At 43.0% G+C, this 16,191-nt stretch carries 15 protein-coding genes; 6 read left to right on the top strand and 9 right to left on the bottom strand.

Annotated elements, in window-relative coordinates; all coding sequences use genetic code 11:
- Position 1: 1 nt before the first annotated feature.
- Positions 2-1,405, top strand: coding sequence for a TolC family protein (locus PHU20_RS14220; protein ID WP_274826055.1), 1,404 nt, complete (start codon positions 2-4; stop codon positions 1,403-1,405).
- Between the two features lie 133 nt (positions 1,406-1,538).
- Positions 1,539-2,177, top strand: coding sequence for a thioredoxin family protein (locus PHU20_RS14215; protein ID WP_274826054.1), 639 nt, complete (start codon positions 1,539-1,541; stop codon positions 2,175-2,177).
- On the opposite strand, the gene PHU20_RS14210 is transcribed toward PHU20_RS14215, so the two are convergent.
- The 6 genes from PHU20_RS14210 to PHU20_RS14185 all read right to left on the bottom strand — a co-directional run bounded on the left by PHU20_RS14210 (position 2,160) and on the right by PHU20_RS14185 (position 7,752).
- On the bottom strand, positions 2,160-2,888 hold the full coding sequence (locus tag PHU20_RS14210) for a hypothetical protein (protein ID WP_274826053.1): 729 nt from the start codon (positions 2,886-2,888) through the stop codon (positions 2,160-2,162). The genes PHU20_RS14215 and PHU20_RS14210 overlap by 18 nt on opposite strands.
- 60 nt (positions 2,889-2,948) lie before the next feature.
- Positions 2,949-3,671, bottom strand: a complete 723-nt coding sequence (truB, locus tag PHU20_RS14205; RefSeq protein WP_274826052.1) for a tRNA pseudouridine(55) synthase TruB — start codon at positions 3,669-3,671, stop codon at positions 2,949-2,951.
- 44 nt (positions 3,672-3,715) lie between these two features.
- Positions 3,716-4,510, bottom strand: a complete 795-nt coding sequence (locus PHU20_RS14200; RefSeq protein WP_274826051.1) for an undecaprenyl-diphosphate phosphatase — start codon at positions 4,508-4,510, stop codon at positions 3,716-3,718.
- Positions 4,511-4,780, bottom strand: a complete 270-nt coding sequence (locus tag PHU20_RS14195; protein WP_274826050.1) for a DUF3098 domain-containing protein — start codon at positions 4,778-4,780, stop codon at positions 4,511-4,513.
- A 138-nt stretch (positions 4,781-4,918) separates the two neighbouring features.
- The gene (locus PHU20_RS14190) at positions 4,919-5,797 is read right to left on the bottom strand and encodes a cell division protein FtsX (protein ID WP_274826049.1); all 879 of its coding nucleotides are present in this window, start codon (positions 5,795-5,797) and stop codon (positions 4,919-4,921) included.
- 71 nt (positions 5,798-5,868) lie between these two features.
- Positions 5,869-7,752, bottom strand: a complete 1,884-nt coding sequence (locus PHU20_RS14185; protein ID WP_274826048.1) for a T9SS type B sorting domain-containing protein — start codon at positions 7,750-7,752, stop codon at positions 5,869-5,871.
- A 182-nt stretch (positions 7,753-7,934) separates the two neighbouring features.
- On the opposite strand from PHU20_RS14185, the gene leuS reads away from it, so the two are divergent.
- The 3 genes from leuS to PHU20_RS14170 all read left to right on the top strand — a co-directional run bounded on the left by leuS (position 7,935) and on the right by PHU20_RS14170 (position 12,968).
- Positions 7,935-10,763 carry a leucine--tRNA ligase gene (gene leuS, locus PHU20_RS14180; RefSeq protein WP_274826047.1) on the top strand — a complete coding sequence of 943 codons (2,829 nt, stop codon included), beginning with the start codon at positions 7,935-7,937 and terminating at the stop codon, positions 10,761-10,763.
- A gap of 282 nt (positions 10,764-11,045) precedes the next feature.
- Positions 11,046-12,146, top strand: coding sequence for an alanine dehydrogenase (ald, locus tag PHU20_RS14175; protein WP_274826046.1), 1,101 nt, complete (start codon positions 11,046-11,048; stop codon positions 12,144-12,146).
- A 126-nt stretch (positions 12,147-12,272) separates the two neighbouring features.
- Positions 12,273-12,968, top strand: coding sequence for a zinc metallopeptidase (locus PHU20_RS14170; RefSeq protein ID WP_274826045.1), 696 nt, complete (start codon positions 12,273-12,275; stop codon positions 12,966-12,968).
- 47 nt (positions 12,969-13,015) lie between these two features.
- On the opposite strand, the gene PHU20_RS14165 is transcribed toward PHU20_RS14170, so the two are convergent.
- Both PHU20_RS14165 and PHU20_RS14160 read right to left on the bottom strand, forming a co-directional pair.
- A complete protein-coding gene (locus tag PHU20_RS14165; protein ID WP_274826044.1) occupies positions 13,016-13,486 on the bottom strand; it encodes an Lrp/AsnC ligand binding domain-containing protein in 471 nt (156 codons plus the stop codon).
- A 47-nt stretch (positions 13,487-13,533) separates the two neighbouring features.
- Entirely contained in the window at positions 13,534-14,907 is a 1,374-nt protein-coding gene (locus tag PHU20_RS14160; RefSeq protein WP_274826043.1) for a saccharopine dehydrogenase family protein, read from the bottom strand.
- 82 nt (positions 14,908-14,989) lie between these two features.
- Here PHU20_RS14160 and PHU20_RS14155 point away from each other — a divergent pair, with 82 nt between their 5' ends.
- Positions 14,990-15,415 (top strand): DUF423 domain-containing protein, encoded by a 426-nt coding sequence (locus PHU20_RS14155; RefSeq protein ID WP_274826042.1) that lies wholly within the window; start codon positions 14,990-14,992, stop codon positions 15,413-15,415.
- 28 nt (positions 15,416-15,443) lie between these two features.
- On the opposite strand, the gene PHU20_RS14150 is transcribed toward PHU20_RS14155, so the two are convergent.
- On the bottom strand, positions 15,444-16,190 hold the full coding sequence (locus PHU20_RS14150; RefSeq protein ID WP_274826041.1) for a uroporphyrinogen-III synthase: 747 nt from the start codon (positions 16,188-16,190) through the stop codon (positions 15,444-15,446).
- Between the last annotated feature and the right edge of the window lies 1 nt (position 16,191).

The following is a 16,191-nucleotide window of genomic DNA, read 5'->3' as shown; positions in this document are numbered from 1 at the left end:
GATGCGAATTACCATTGTATTCCTTTGCTTTATTTGGTGCCTATCCCTTCAAGGTCAGGCACAGGACACCGTGGTGTTAAGGTTTAACGAATTCCTGGGTTATGTGAAAAAGTACCATCCCATAGCCAAACAGGCCGAACTGCAATTGGGAATGGGGCAGGCGAAACTCATGAAGGCCAGAGGGGGTTTCGACCCTAAAATCGAAGTGGATTATGACCGGAAAAAATTCAAGGGTACGGAATACTATGATCGTCTGAATGCGACTTTCAAGATTCCTACATGGTACGGGATCGAACTCAAAGGTAATTTTGAACAGAATGAAGGGGAGTATTTAAACCCGGAGAATACCGTTCCTTCCGAGGGGTTATATAGTGCAGGGGTTTCTATGTCTGTCGGACAAGGTTTCTGGATCAATGATCGTATGGCCACATTGAAAAAAGCCAAATATTTCAGAAACCAGTCCCAAGCCGATAGAGACCTTCTTGTGAACCAAATACTATATGATGCATCCTTGGCGTATTTCGATTGGTTGAAGGCATACAACGAGGCGTTGGTTTATAAGAACTATTTGGAAAATGCCAAGTTTCGGTTCAATGGGGTAAAAAGCAGTGCCTATGCCGGGGATATTGCCGCAATAGATACCGTGGAGGCAAAAATAGTTGTACAAACCAGGGCCTTGGGACAGGAGCAGGCCAAGGTGCGGTTGATGAAAAAAGCCCTGGAACTTTCAAATTTCTTATGGTTGAACAATGGTATTCCCATCGAATTGCAATCCAATGTGGTACCTGATACGGCCCTTGAAGGGGAAATCGATACGACCTTCGAAATCTTGGGAAAACCGCTTGATGATTTTACGATTGATAACCACCCCAAGTTAAAATCATTGGGTTACAAAATTGATGGCCTGCGGGTAGAAAAACGGTTAAAGGCAAATCGATTGTTGCCCAAGATCGACCTGGAGTATAATTTCCTTACCGAAACCCCCGAACTCATAGATTCTTTCGAAAGTAACCAATATAAAGCCGGATTTAGTTTTCAACTGCCCCTGTTTTTAAGAAAGGAACGGGGCGATTTAAAACTGGCCAAGTTCAAACTTGAAGCGGCACAATACGAATTGGACAATACCCAAATCGCGGTCAAGAACCAGATTGTTTCCGTTTATCGCGAATTGGAATCCTTCGAATCCCAAAATGTACTTATCAATGATATGGTACAGAATTACGGGACGCTTCTAGAGGCCGAAGAACGGAAATTCAGTTTTGGCGAAAGCTCCTTGTTTTTGGTCAATTCACGTGAAAGCAAACTTATCGATGCTGAATTAAAAAAGATCGAAGTACGCAACAAATACTACATCGCCAAGGCCAAACTGTTCAAAAGTCTTGCCGTAAACCCACAAAATTTATAACCGATCGCCCCTATCTGGTTATCCGTAGGGCGTATAATTGTAAGGTTGGAGTAAAAATCACTACAAATGTGACCTATGTTACCGATAGAAAAGGGTTTCATGGTTAAATTTGCCGTTTTCAAAATCAATACTTATGAATACAGACGTTTTAGGGAAATTGGAGCTGACGAGAGAGGAGTTGTTACAAGAAGGAATAGCTAAAGGTACATCGTATGCGGATTATAGATTGCTAATGGATAGCTTGGCCACAGAAGGTAAGGCTACAGGGCCCGAGGTATCCGAAGATAGGGTCAATTATACACTTCTGAACCAACGCCGTATGAAGCGTTTGGACAAAACTTTAAAAATAGACAAAGAAACCGAAGATAAAATTAAAGGTTTTAGCGGTAGAAAAGTAACCTGGTTGGTTTTGACCGAGAGCTGGTGCGGAGATGCTGCACAGGCCTTACCAATGATCAATAAGGTGGCTGAATTGAATGAAGATGTTACCTTGAAAATAATCTTGAGGGATGAAAACTTGGACATCATGAACCGCTTTTTGACCCATGGTGCCATGAGTATCCCTAAACTGGTCATGATCGATGATACCTCGGGAATGGTTTTGGGTGAATGGGGATCCAGGCCTAAAGTCGCCCAACAAATGGTTGTGGATTATAAAAACCAACACGGCGCCTTGACACCCGAGTTTAAAGAAGAACTACAAATATGGTATAATAAGGACAAAGGCCAGCATATGCTTCAAGACCTTTTGGAGTTACTTTCCTTGGAATAGGTAGGTGATCGTTCCTTTTTGCATGGCCTTGGAAGAGGTGTCGAACTTGGCTTTTAGAGCGTAGGTTATGGCATTATCGACAAGGCATCCGTTGGAAGTTCCGGAACTTTTTTCGTTGAAACTGGCATTGACAACATTGCCTATGGCATCTACTTCAATGTTGATGACCACTTTACCGCCTTCGATACAGGTATAGATCGGTGGGGGTAACTTATAATTGTTTCTATCTACAAGGGAATAGGATACCGATGTTCTTCTGGCCGCCAGAAAATTGGTGCGTTGCTCTTTTTGGGCTTCCCGCTCGCCCAGTAATTGTTTGTTCTCTTCCCGCTGTCTGGCCAATTCTTTGATTTTGGCCACATAATCGGAGTCTTCACCTTCATATTCCGAAGTTTCCTCGGAATCATTCAAGGCCCTTTCCGCTACGATTTCCTCAAGGGTTTTTAGGGGTTCGGGATTTCCAAAACTGGGTTTTGCCGTCTCGTTATAGGCCATATGGCTTTTAATGGGGTCTTGGTTTTGAAGTTCTTCCAAGGTTTTTTCCTCTTCCTTGTCCAGTTCTTCAAGTATTTCATCATCCAAAACCATTTCAACGATATACTCATCCGCTTCTTGCTGACCTCCCAGGTGGATGTTGTAAAGCCCTAAGACCACAATGGCCATGGACAATACGGTTATGAGTAAAGAAAGTTGATGACGGTTAAGGTTCATAAGGCTATAACCAAGATTTTGGTAAAATATTTTAATTGTTCGTCGAAATGGGGTTTCTTCCTATTGTTTGTCCATTCCATCCCCTTGTTCCAACAGCATTTCGGCAAATTCGATGGGGTCTGTAGCATTATCTACGTTGTAATCACCTATTTTGGTTCTTCTCAAGGTAGATAAATGCCCTCCTGACTGTAAAGCCCTTCCAAAATCATGGGCTAAGGAACGAATGTAAGTACCTTTGCTACAGACTACCCTGAAATCGATTTCGGGTAAATTTATTTTCGTGATTTCAAATTCCGAAATTTCTATGGTCCGTTTTTTGATTTCAACTTCCTTCCCTTCCCGGGCATATTCATATAACCTTTTGCCGTCTTTTTTCAAGGCCGAGAATACCGGGGGTACCTGTTCGATTTCCCCAATGAAGGCTGTCGTGGTTTCGTGGATCAAAGCGGTGGTGATATGGTCTATAGGGAACGTACGGTCCACTTCGGTTTCCAGATCATAGGAAGGTGTGGTGGCACCCAGGGTAATGGTTCCTGTGTATTCTTTTACCTGTCCTTGCAGGTCGTTGATTTTCTTGGTGAATTTACCCGTACAGATCAATAGTAGTCCCGTTGCCAATGGATCCAAAGTACCGGCATGGCCTATTTTGATTTTTTTTAGCTTGAATTTTTTTCGAATGGCCCATTTGAGTTTGTTGACCGCTTGGAACGATGACCAGCCCATTGGCTTATCGATCAAAAGCAATTGTCCTTCTAAAAAATCTTCTTTGGATAATGATTCCATTAAAGGGTCCTTTTGGGTTTGTTCAAAATTTGGGGTAGCACTCGTTAGCCCCAATAACTATAAGCAATGGCGATAAGCCCTACAATCAAGCAGTAGATGGCAAAATAGGTAAGTTTGCTCTGTTTTACAATTTGAATCATCCAGGTGCAAGCTGCCAATCCGGCAATAAAAGCAGCGCCAAACCCCGCTCCCATGGCAAAGATGTTCTCACTTTCAAAGCTCAATTCCCCGCTGAGGACATCCTTGGCCATTTTACCAATGATCAACGGAACCACCATAAGGAATGAAAAGCGCGCGGCTTTTGTTTTATCGACACCCAATAACACCGAGGTGGAAATGGTTGCGCCGGATCTTGAGATACCGGGTAACATGGCAATCGCCTGTGAAATCCCGACTAAAAATGCGTTGTTATAGGACACCTTTTTGTTCGTGTCCTTGGCCCTATCGGCAAAATAGAGCAGTACGGCCGTTACTAAAAGCATGAAGCCGACAAACCGTATATCACCCCCGAAAAAAGCCTCCAATTGATCTTCGAAAAACAGGCCGATGGCTACTGCAGGAAGCATTGAAATAATGATTTTCAAGGAAAATCGGGTTTCCTCATTATATTTAAATTGAAAGAGGCCGCTTATGATCTCCCAAACATCCTTTCGGAATACCACAATAGTACTTAAGGCTGTTGCAAAATGGAGTACGACGGTGAATAATAAACTTTCTTCAGGTACCGAGTGGTCCCCCAATATGGCTTTTCCGAGTTCCAAATGTCCACTGGATGATACTGGAAGAAATTCGGTAAGACCCTGGATAATTCCAAGGATAATTGCGTCAAAGGTTTCCAATTATTTTTTTTTCTTATGGGGATTCAACAAAATGGCATAAATTTCAATTCCCAGACCGATCAACACCAAGGAAGGGGCCAGTCGGATTCTACGAAAATTATAGATGTCCGCATTAAAGACATTGGGATCGTCGCTGCCACCTCCGGCCATAAGTATAAACCCTAAAGCCATACAGGCAATACCAATGAACATGAACATATAATTCTTCTTATGGAATATGAATTCATGCTTTACAGCTTGTCCATTAAGATTATTTTGCTTTTTAGCCATGTCGCAAATTTAATGAAGTCGGACCTATTATTTTTAATTAACCACGATTTTATGCTTTTATTACATTTATAGGCGCTTTTAAATGGCTTGGCCACCTTGGGAATCAGTATTTTGTGGTAAATGACCTATGGATTCCCATCAATAATATAGTTCGTCGGTCCTAAGGTTCAAGAAGCGTTGTGTGGCAAAATAGGTACTTATCGATGAGATCAACACACCCAGAACAAAAACACCTACAAACAGTATAATGAGCATACTGCTATTTTGAAGAAGGTTGAATTCGGCAAAATTGCTGTCCAAGTACAACAATACCCCGCCAAGGCCCATCATGGCGATAAGGGCACCCAATATACCCAACTTAATATTGGTCCAGATAAAAGGCCTTCGAATAAAGATTTTGGTGGCCCCCACCATTTGCATGGTTTTTATGATAAAGCGTTTGGAGTAGATAGACAATCTAATGGAGCTGTTGATGAGCAAAACCGCTATGAAGGTAAAAATGGCACTTGCGATAAGGATCCAAAAACTGATTTTTTTCACATTGTCACTAAGCAGGCCTACCAAGGGTTTGTCATAGCTTACTTCGTCGACATAATTCTTTTTGGAGATTTCAGTGGCGATTTCCTCAATTTGTTCAGGGGAAACAAAATCGGCATTCAATTGCACGTCGATGGAGTTTTTTAAAGGGTTGTACCCTAGAAAATCGATGAAATTCTCCCCGATTTCCGCACTATGCTTTTCCGCGGCCTCTTCTTTGGAAACGTAAATGGCCGTTTTGGTATATTCGGCCATGGCCAAACTTTTCTGTAACTGATCGATTTCCACCTCTTTGGCATTTTCCTTTAAGAAGACAGAGATGGTGATCTGTTCCTTGAAATGATCTGCCATTTTTTTAGTGTTCAAGACCAATAAGCCCAAAATGCCCAAAAGAAAAAGTACCAGGCCAATACTTAAGACCACAGAGAAATATGAGGAAATTAATTTTCGTTTTTGGTATCTTTCAAAAGATCTGCTCATGCCTGGAATACTTTAATATGTAAAAATAGGAAAGTAAATCGATTTTTGAGGCTACAAAGATAAGCAGTGTTCTATCTTTTTAGGCTAAAATGCCCTTTTAGTATCTTGTCGTCAATGGTTATGGAATACCAATAGTCCCCCGATGGAAGGGCTTTGCTTTTAAAACTCCCATCCCATTCAAAGGGTATGTTTTTCGTGTGTTTGATGAGCATGCCATAACGATTGAAAATCATGACCTCATAATTTGTATAAGATCCAACACCCTCAGGTATGAAAAGATCATTGACTTGGTCCCCATTTGGGGTAAAGAATTTTGGGATGACAAGATGTATGTATTCCATGGTGACCGTACCGCATCCATTTTTGTCCCTTACGAAAATGGTATAATGGCCGCCTGGGATATTCGCGAAGATGGGACTTTCCTGAAAAGCAATACCATCCAAGGAATAGTCAAAATTCCCGGTATTGGCCATCTGTATCATTAAGGTGTAATCGTCCGATGAAATATGATCGATGATCGGGACAGACAGCTCGGTCAGGGTTAGGACCTTAATGGCGGTACAGCCCTGTGCATTGGTTATTTCAACGCTATACCGTCCCGGGGTGTCCACCTCGATTTCGGCAGTGGTCGCTCCGGTATTCCATACGTATGACATATTGTCAAATCCTGCAGATAGTATAATGGAGCTTCCTGTGCAAAAGGTCAGGTCCTCATCTACCGGCATGGGAGGCGTATCAAAGGCTACCGTTATGCCGGTGCGGGTTTCCGAGGTACATGTTGCCAATTCCGATTCGGATTCGGCATAATAGGTCCCGGGAAGTTCTGGGGAATAGGAAGTGCTGTTTGCAAGGATTAGGTTGCCGCCTAATGGCGCATCATACCAATTCACTAAATGACCGGAAGGCACTGAGACCGAAATAACCCCACCCTGGTCAGGACACAAGGTGATCGTATCGTAATCACTTTCAGGTGGCTCGGGTATGGGAATAACGATAATGTCGAAAACTTCCGAATACGCATTGCACAGAGCGTTGTCGAGGTTTATGGGGTCCTCGGCAACCTTGACCCTGTAAAAAATGGTAGTAGTGGTGGTGGGCGGCGTATAATCTTGATTGGTTTCCCCTGCAATATCGCTCCAATTCACTCCATCGGTACTTTCTTGCCATTGATAAATGTGGGTGGAATAAATCGCATAATCGGGTTGGGCGGTAAGATGGGTGCTGACGGGACCATAGTCTTCACAAACCAAGATATGGGTCTCACCTTGGTCGTTGGTAATGTCAATATAATCGCCACAGGTACTAAAGGCAATATCGTCGATCGCAAGGTCATTTCCACATCCACCGGCCCCATTGTTGAGCATTTTCAAGATGACCGAAGTTTGTCCGGGAAGGGTTTGGAAAACAAGGGCGTATTGTTCCCAGACCGGGGTGTTTTTATCATAAATGGCCCCGGTATCCCCCGATGCCAAAATATCCGTTCCGGTATTGTCCCAAATCTGAAACCTCACGTTTACGGGAATGCCATTGCCATTACAACCGGAATAACTCGGATGTAAATTCATAAGCCAGGATGAAAATTCATAGGATGTGTTCTCGCACAAGCCCGTTACGGTCCTTTGGTAAAATTCCCCCGGGGTATAACCGGCATTAACGATTAAAGCCTTGCCATTGGTATCGTTCGGGGTATGATCATCAGTATCGAACCAATCGAAATATGCGGTATTGCTCGAGAGGGTATAGTTGCCATCATCGGGTTCCCCATCCACATAACCATAAGTAGTAGTTCCGGTGGGCAATGCGGGGCCGTTGGTCGTACCTGAACCGAAATCCTCCATAAAGATCGGATCTCCCGAATTACCGCTACAGAATCCTATTTGACCGTAAATCGCGGCAGTGGAAAGTCCCCAAAAAAGAAGGGTGAAGCTCGCTAAATACTGTATTGGGTTTTTCATGTTCTGCCAGTGGCGAATTACACGTAAGCGGCGCTGATCCATAAAGGGGCCAATTACTATCAAAGATACACTGGGGATTCTGATTTACCATGCGAAATATTCTTAAATGGTAAGTCCGTATAAGCTTTTCCCTTTCAAGGATTAAACTTATTTTTGCGCGGTATAGTTAAGAAAGATAAGACATGCAGTACAATTTCCAAGAAATTGAGGCCAAATGGCAAAAATTCTGGGCCCAAAACCAAACTTTTAAGGCAGGGAATGATTCGGATAAGGAAAAATTTTATGTGTTGGATATGTTTCCGTACCCTTCCGGGGCCGGACTTCATGTTGGGCATCCGTTGGGGTATATCGCCAGTGATATTTATGCCCGCTATAAACGCCATAAAGGGTTTAATGTACTGCATCCCATGGGGTACGATTCATTTGGACTTCCTGCGGAACAATATGCTATCCAAACAGGGCAACACCCGGCAATTACGACCGAGACCAATATCAATAGATATCGGCAGCAGTTGGATAAAATAGGGTTTTCTTTTGATTGGAGTCGTGAGGTAAGGACTTCAAACCCTGACTATTATAAGTGGACACAATGGATTTTCATTCAATTGTTCAATTCTTGGTATAATAAGGATACGGATAAGGCAGAGGATGTGGAAACATTGATCGCCCAATTCGAGAAGGACGGAAATGCCAAGGTAAATGCGGTATGTGATGACAATATAGCAGTATTCTCAGCAGAGGAATGGAAAGGGTTTTCTGGCTCAAGACAACAGGAAATTTTATTGCAGTACCGATTGACCTATTTGGCGGAAACGGAAGTGAATTGGTGTCCGGCCTTAGGTACGGTTTTGGCCAATGACGAGATTGTAAATGGGGTTTCGGAACGCGGGGGGCACCCTGTGATCCGGAAAAAAATGACCCAGTGGAGCATGCGTATCACGGCTTATGCCCAACGTTTGTTGGATGGTTTGGGGAAAATAGATTGGCCACAACCCTTAAAAGATTCACAGACCAATTGGATCGGGAGAAGTGAAGGGGCATCCGTCACTTTTAAAACAGTTGTTTCAGATTCGATTGGGGAGTCATACCCGATAGAGGTGTTCACGACACGGCCCGATACTATTTTTGGGGTGAGTTTTATGACATTGGCCCCAGAACACGATTTGGTGTCCAAAATAACCACTCCTGAACAAAAAGATGAGGTAGAGGCCTATATTGAGGCTACCGCCAAACGTTCGGAACGTGATCGAATGGCCGATGTAAAAACGATATCCGGGGCATTTACCGGTTCTTATGTGGAGCATCCGTTCACCAAGGAGCCTGTTCCGATTTGGATCGGCGATTATGTTTTGGCCGGGTATGGTACCGGCGCGGTAATGTCCGTTCCATGCGGTGATCAACGGGATTACGATTTTGCCAAACACTTCAATATCCCCATCCCCAATATTTTTGAAGGGGTCGATATTTCGGAAGAGGCTTTTTCCGATAAAGACACTACGGTAATCGCCAATTCGATTTTCTTGAACGGATTGCCTTATAAGAAGGCTGTGAAAAGGGCCATTTTTGAGTTGGAAAAAATGGGTCAGGGCAAAGGGAAGATCAACTACCGATTACGGGATGCGGTATTTAGCCGTCAACGGTATTGGGGCGAGCCTTTCCCGGTATATTATGTGGAGGGATTGCCACAAATGATCGATACGGAATATTTGCCCATTACCTTGCCCGAAGTCGAAAAATACTTACCTACAGAAACAGGGGAACCGCCCTTGGGAAATGCCACGGTTTGGGCATGGGATACCAAGGCCAATAAAGTCGTAACGAATGATTTGATCGACCATAAGAGTGTCTTTCCGTTAGAATTGAATACCATGCCCGGTTGGGCGGGGAGCTCCCAATACTTTAACCGGTATATGGACCCCGGTAACGATGAGGCGATATTTTCACAGGACGCCATTAACTATTGGCAAGATGTAGACTTGTACATTGGAGGTAGTGAGCACGCAACGGGCCATTTGTTGTATTCCCGTTTTTGGCAAAAGTTCATGTTCGATAAAGGTTTGGTGCCGAAAGATGAATTTGCGAAAAAACTCATTAACCAGGGCATGATCACCGGAACGAGTGCTTTTGTATACCGTGAAGAGGGGACGGGTAATGTAATTTCAAAGGGAATTATAGGGGATAGGAAAGTTACGCCTATCCATGCCGATGTTTCCATGGTAAATGCTTCGGATGAATTGGATGTAGAGGCCTTTAAAAAATGGTTGCCCGAATTTAAGGAAGCCGAATTCGTTTTGGAAGATGGAAAATACATCGTTGGGCGTGAAGTCGAAAAAATGTCCAAATCCAAATATAATGTAGTAAGTCCGGATGAGATCTGTGAGGAATATGGAGCCGATTCGTTGCGTTTGTACGAGATGTTCCTGGGGCCTTTGGAGCAGTCCAAACCGTGGAACACGGCCGGTATTACCGGGACGCATTCCTTTTTGAAAAAACTATGGCGTTTGTATTTCGATGAAAACGGGGCCAAGTTCACTGATGCCGACCCTACAAAGGACAACCTGAAGACCTTGCATAGGACCATTAAAAAGGTAGAGGAAGATATTGAGAATTTCTCCTTCAATACCTCGGTGTCGACTTTTATGATCTGCGTAAACGAACTTTCTGCCCAGAAATGTACCAGTAGGGCGATTTTAGAGCCATTGGCTATCTTGGTTTCCCCTTATGCACCCCATATTGCAGAGGAGCTATGGGCTCAATTGGGCCACGACGAATCGATTGCCACGGCACCTTTCCCTGTTTTTGATCAAAGTCATTTGATCGAGAGCAGTAAGGAATATCCGATTTCCTTTAATGGGAAAATGCGTTTTAAACTCGAATTGCCATTGGATTTGGATAAGGAGGGCATAGAGGCCGCAGTTATGTCCCATGAAAAGACACAACAACAATTGCAGGGCAGGACGCCTAAAAAAGTTATTATAGTTCCCGGTAAAATCGTGAATATAGTCGGTTAAAAAGACGTAATATGTTAGTAAGGGGCCGCTTTCCATTTTAGGAAAGCGGCCCCTTGTTTTATTTAAATGGTGGATTTTTGGTTTAGTACGGTAGCCTCCCTTATAACGGGGGGGGGTAAAAATGAATAAATTATTATAAAATAATATTGACCCCCTAAAAAGAAGGGGTATAAAATGATATAATATGTAATTAATCGAATGACCCCCTTGTTTTTATAACTATAATTTTTTTATTCCAAACAAATATCACAATTTTACCCTCGTATTTTAAAATCATATCCAATGACAGTAGGTATTCCAAAAGAAATTAAGAACAATGAAAGTCGGGTGGGCATGACGCCTGCCGGTGTTTTTGAATTGGTGCACAATGACCACAAGGTTTTCGTGCAATCCGGAGCTGGGGAAGGTAGTGGCTTTTCCGATGATGATTATAAGCAGGTCGGTGCCGTTATTTTGGATACGATTGGGCAGATATACAGTATCAGTGAAATGATCGTAAAGGTCAAGGAGCCTATCGAAGAGGAATATAACCTCATACAAAAGGGGCAAATAATTTTCACGTATTTTCATTTTGCCTCCAGTGAACCTTTGACCAAGGCAATGATCCAAAGTGGGGCGATTTGTATTGCATATGAGACTGTGGAAGATGAAGAGGGAACATTGCCATTATTGACACCTATGTCCGAAGTTGCCGGTCGAATGGCCATTCAACAAGGGGCAAAATACCTTGAAAAACCCAAAAAAGGTCGTGGTGTATTGCTAGGGGGGGTCCCCGGTGTGCCTCCAGGAAGGGTATTGGTGTTAGGTGCGGGTATAGTGGGCATACAAGCGGCCAAAATGGCTGCCGGATTGGGTGCCCAAGTTACCATACTGGATATAAACCTGAAGCGCTTGCGGTATGTCAATGATGTTATGCCAAGTCATGTGGTAACCGAATTCTCCAATGAATTCAATATTCGAAAACATGTTAAGACCCATGATTTGATTATTGGGGGCGTGTTGGTAAAAGGTGCCAAGGCCCCTAACCTAATTACAAAAGATATGCTGAAAACCATGCATCCGGGCGCTGTCATAGTCGATGTTGCCGTTGATCAAGGGGGATGTGTCGAAACTACCAGGCCCACGACCCATGAGGATCCGGTTTATATCATCGATGATGTAGTGCATTATTCGGTCGCCAATATGCCGGGTGCAGTACCATATACTTCCACAGTGGCACTTACCAATGTAACCCTGCCCTATGTGTTGGCCTTGGCGAACAAAGGGTGGAAAATGGCTTGTTCGGAAGATGAATCTTTGAATAAAGGGCTGAACATTGTTGAAGGGGAAGTCGTTTACAAGGAAATTATCGACACCTTTGGATGGGATGTCGCCATGGCATAAACCGTACATTTTGTCAGTAAAATGGACCCCGTCAATTTTGGCGGGGTTTTTGTTTTGATTATGGTCCATCGGGTAAAGATGGGAAACTTTAGTATTTTAGTTGTTAATAGTTAAAACAGAAAGATTATGTTAGGATATTATATATTGATCGGGGGTATTGCTTTGATAAGTTGGCTGGTAAGCAGTAAACTGAAAAGTAAATTCAAATTCTACTCCAAAGTCCATTTAAACAATGGGATGAGTGGCGCTGAGATTGCGGAAAAAATGTTGGCGGATCACGGGATTAGGGATGTAAAGGTCGTTTCGACGCCGGGAATGTTGTCGGATCACTATAATCCAAAGAACAAAACGGTTAATTTAAGCGAAGGGGTCTATAGCCAAAGAAATGCGGCTGCCGCTGCTGTTGCGGCCCATGAATGTGGGCATGCCGTACAGCACGCCCAAGCGTATGAATGGCTAACGTTAAGGTCTAAATTAGTGCCTGTAGTAAGTGTTACCTCAGGGATGGCCATGTGGGTGGTCTTCGGTGGATTGATGCTTGGTGCGGCAGCGGGTGTTGGACTTGGGTATTGGGTAGCTGTTGCAGGATTGGCCATGATGGGTATGGCCACTTTATTCAGTTTTATCACTTTACCGGTTGAATATGATGCAAGTAATAGGGCACTGGCGTGGCTAAAAGCCAAGAATATCGTGACCCAACAAGAATACAAAGGTTCGGAAGATGCGTTGAAATGGGCTGCAAGAACCTATTTGGTAGCAGCTATCGGCTCTTTGGCAACCTTGGTCTATTGGGGCTTACAGGTATTGGGAGGTAGGGATTAACCCGCGCTCACAAACAATTTTAAAAGGATGCCATCGGCATCCTTTTTTTATATGGAAATTTGTCGATCGATCTGTTGGTCCAGTGAAATGAAAGTTTCCGTTCTAGAGACGCCTTCGATTTGTTGGATTTCCTTATTCAAAACATGCATTAAATGTTCATTGTCCTTACAAAGGACCTTGATGAGGATAGACCAATTTCCCGTCGTGTAATGGCACTCCAAAACCTCTGGGATTTTTTCCAATTGTTTTACGGCCATTGGGTTACTCATGGCCTTATCCAAATAAATGCCGATGTACGCCATGGTGGTATATCCCAAAACCTTGGGGTTTATGATGAATTTGGATCCCGATAAAAGTCCGGAAGTTTCGAGTTTTCGCAGCCGTTGATGGATCGCAGCTCCCGATATTCCAATGCTTCGGGCTATTTCAAGTATCGGTTTACGGGCATCTTTCATTAAAAATCTTAGGATTTCTTTATCGATTCCGTCGATTTTTACATTTTTGTCGTCAGATTTCATGTGTGTACTTCAAATTGAAAGTAAAAATACGCAATTTGGTTGTGATTCTAATTGCCAACACTATCGGGATTGTATCCCAAATAGGGTACTTCATATTCCTTGAATTTTATGCCGTGATTCCGTAATTCCCTTAATAAAGGATCGTACACTTCTTTTTTAATGGGTATTTGTACTCCAAATGTCTTGATCTTGTTGTTTAAAATCAGCAGGGTGGCAATGGCAACGGGAAGCCCGACGGTTTTTGCCATCGCGGTATGGGTTCGGTCTTCACCGATTACGACCATATTGGCATCAATTTGAAGCTTTTTGCCTTCTAGAATGTATCCGAATTTATGGTACATGACGATCATGTCCTTGTCATCTTCGTCCAGTGTCCAGCTATCCTCGAGGATCAATTGTAATATGCGTGCGGGTGTGGCATGGTCTAAATCGATTTTCTTGTCCGGATCGAAAAGGTTCAATTCCGAAAGCATTTCCCATTTGCTGTCATCTTGGTCTATTTTCAGATAATGCCTTAGTTTCAATTCCACCGAATCTGTTGGGGAATAGGGTAGGAATAAATTCGTGTATTCGCGGTACGACATTCCCTTGGAGTTTTCGATGGTATAGCTGTCATCGGTCATCCCCAATTGAACGAACATGTTCCATGCTTTTGAGAAGCCCACCCTGCGCATGGTACCCCGGTATAAAGTAAGGGCATCTTGCAGGCCGTATGCCTCACGGTATTTTAAGGAATCGCGATTCGCATAGCCTTCAAATTTTCCATAACCCTCAATCTCGAAAAATTCAGTCCGTCTAAAAAGTTTATGGTAGGGTATGTATTTGTAGGTGCCCTCCTGAATGAATTTTGCCGCTCCCCCTTGTCCGGCCAAGACCACATTGCGGGGGTTCCATGTAAATTTGTAGTTCCAAAGATTATCGTCACTTTCGGGAGCTACGAGTCCACCGGTAAACGATTCGAACAATATCATTTTGCCCCCCTTTTCCCTTATGTTGTCGATGATCTGCATGGCACTCATATGGTCTATGCCGGGATCCAAGCCTATCTCATTCATAAAAATGAGACCTTTTTTCGTTACGGTTTCGTCAAGTGCTTTGATTTCATCACTGATGTAGGAGGCCGTAACCAGATTTTTGTTATGGTCCACACAGTCTATGGCTACCTTGATATGTAAATGTGCCGGTAGCATGGAAACCACGATATCGCAATCCGAAATCGCCTTTTTTCGGGCTTTGTCATTATGGATGTCCAAACGGATGACCTTGCAGTTCACATGGTCTTTTATGTAGGAAGGTATACCGTCAGGATCGATGTCCCCGATCGTAAGGTGCAACTTTTCGGTGAGGGATTTTTCCAAGAAATGATCCAGTAGATATGAAGTTGATTTGCCAGCCCCTAAAACAAGTATTTTTCGCAACATTTACTTTGTTTACTTTTACGGTTATAATGGTTTACTAAGGTATCAAATTGTTACATATATAAAATTTACAACATATTAAGTTATGAACAAAACAATTTTTTGTAGTGGGATTTTTTTTGGGGTGCTTGCCGTTATTTTAGGTGCTTTTGGTGCACATGGCTTGGGGAAAATGATCGATGCCGATGCGATATTGACATATGAAACCGGGGTTAGGTATCAAATGTACCATGCCTTGTTCTTGCTGATTCTGGCAAATACCGATTATTTGGAAGTGAAGAAAAAGAAAGCGGTTTTTTATTCGATCGTTCTGGGGATCGTTTTGTTTTCGTTTTCTATTTATCTGTTGGCAATAAACGCGTTGACCGCCATCGATTTTAGGAAAATAGGATTTTTGACCCCAATTGGTGGTACCTTGTTGATTTTCGGTTGGTCGCTTTTAGGGTATCGGGTCATTAAACGCCGTCCGCGCAATGATGATCAAGTGACTCCCGGCATCGATTACAAATAAAAAAGGCCTCTATTAAGAGGCCTGTTCTTTATTTTTTGTTTACCGAGGTAATATATTTTTGCAATGCCATGGTCATGGAAGGTGTTTCCGGCGTTGGCGCTTTAATATCTATACGTAGGCCGGCTCCTGTAGCGGCATTGATGGTAGAATTACCGAATACCGCAATACGGGTATCTTTCTGTTCAAAATCAGGGAAGTTTTTAAGCAGGGACTCAATGCCCGATGGGCTGAAGAATACCAAAACATCATAATAAACATCCCTTAAATCTGAAAGGTCGCTGATAACGGTCTTGTAAAAAATACCCCTTGTCCACGTAATTCCCAATTCGTCCAAAGTATCGGGTACCAATGGTTTCAAAACATCGGAAGAAGGTAAAAGAAACTTTTCGTCCTTGTACTTTTTGATCAAAGGAACGAGATCTTGGAAATTTCTTTTGCCAACATAGATCTTACGCTTACGGTATACCACATATTTTTGCAGATAGTAGGCAACCGCTTCCGATTGGCAGAAATACTTCATCGTGTCAGGCACCTTAAAGCGCATCTCATCGGCAATCCTAAAAAAATGGTCTACGGCATTTCTACTGGTCAAAATAATCGCAGTAAAATTGTTTAGATCGATTTTCTGTTGGCGAACACCTTTGGCGTCTACCCCTTCCACGTGAATAAATGGTCTAAAATCAACTTTAACTTTTTCTTTGTCAATTAATTTGGAATAGGGGGAGTTTTCCATTTTAGGTTCAGGCTGTGAAACCAAAATCGTCTTTACTTTCATA

This window comes from Maribacter polysaccharolyticus, assembly GCF_028882255.1.
Taxonomy (GTDB): domain Bacteria; phylum Bacteroidota; class Bacteroidia; order Flavobacteriales; family Flavobacteriaceae; genus Maribacter_A; species Maribacter_A polysaccharolyticus.
Note: the sequence above shows the minus strand (reverse complement) of the source record. Positions and strands in the feature narration are given on the sequence as shown.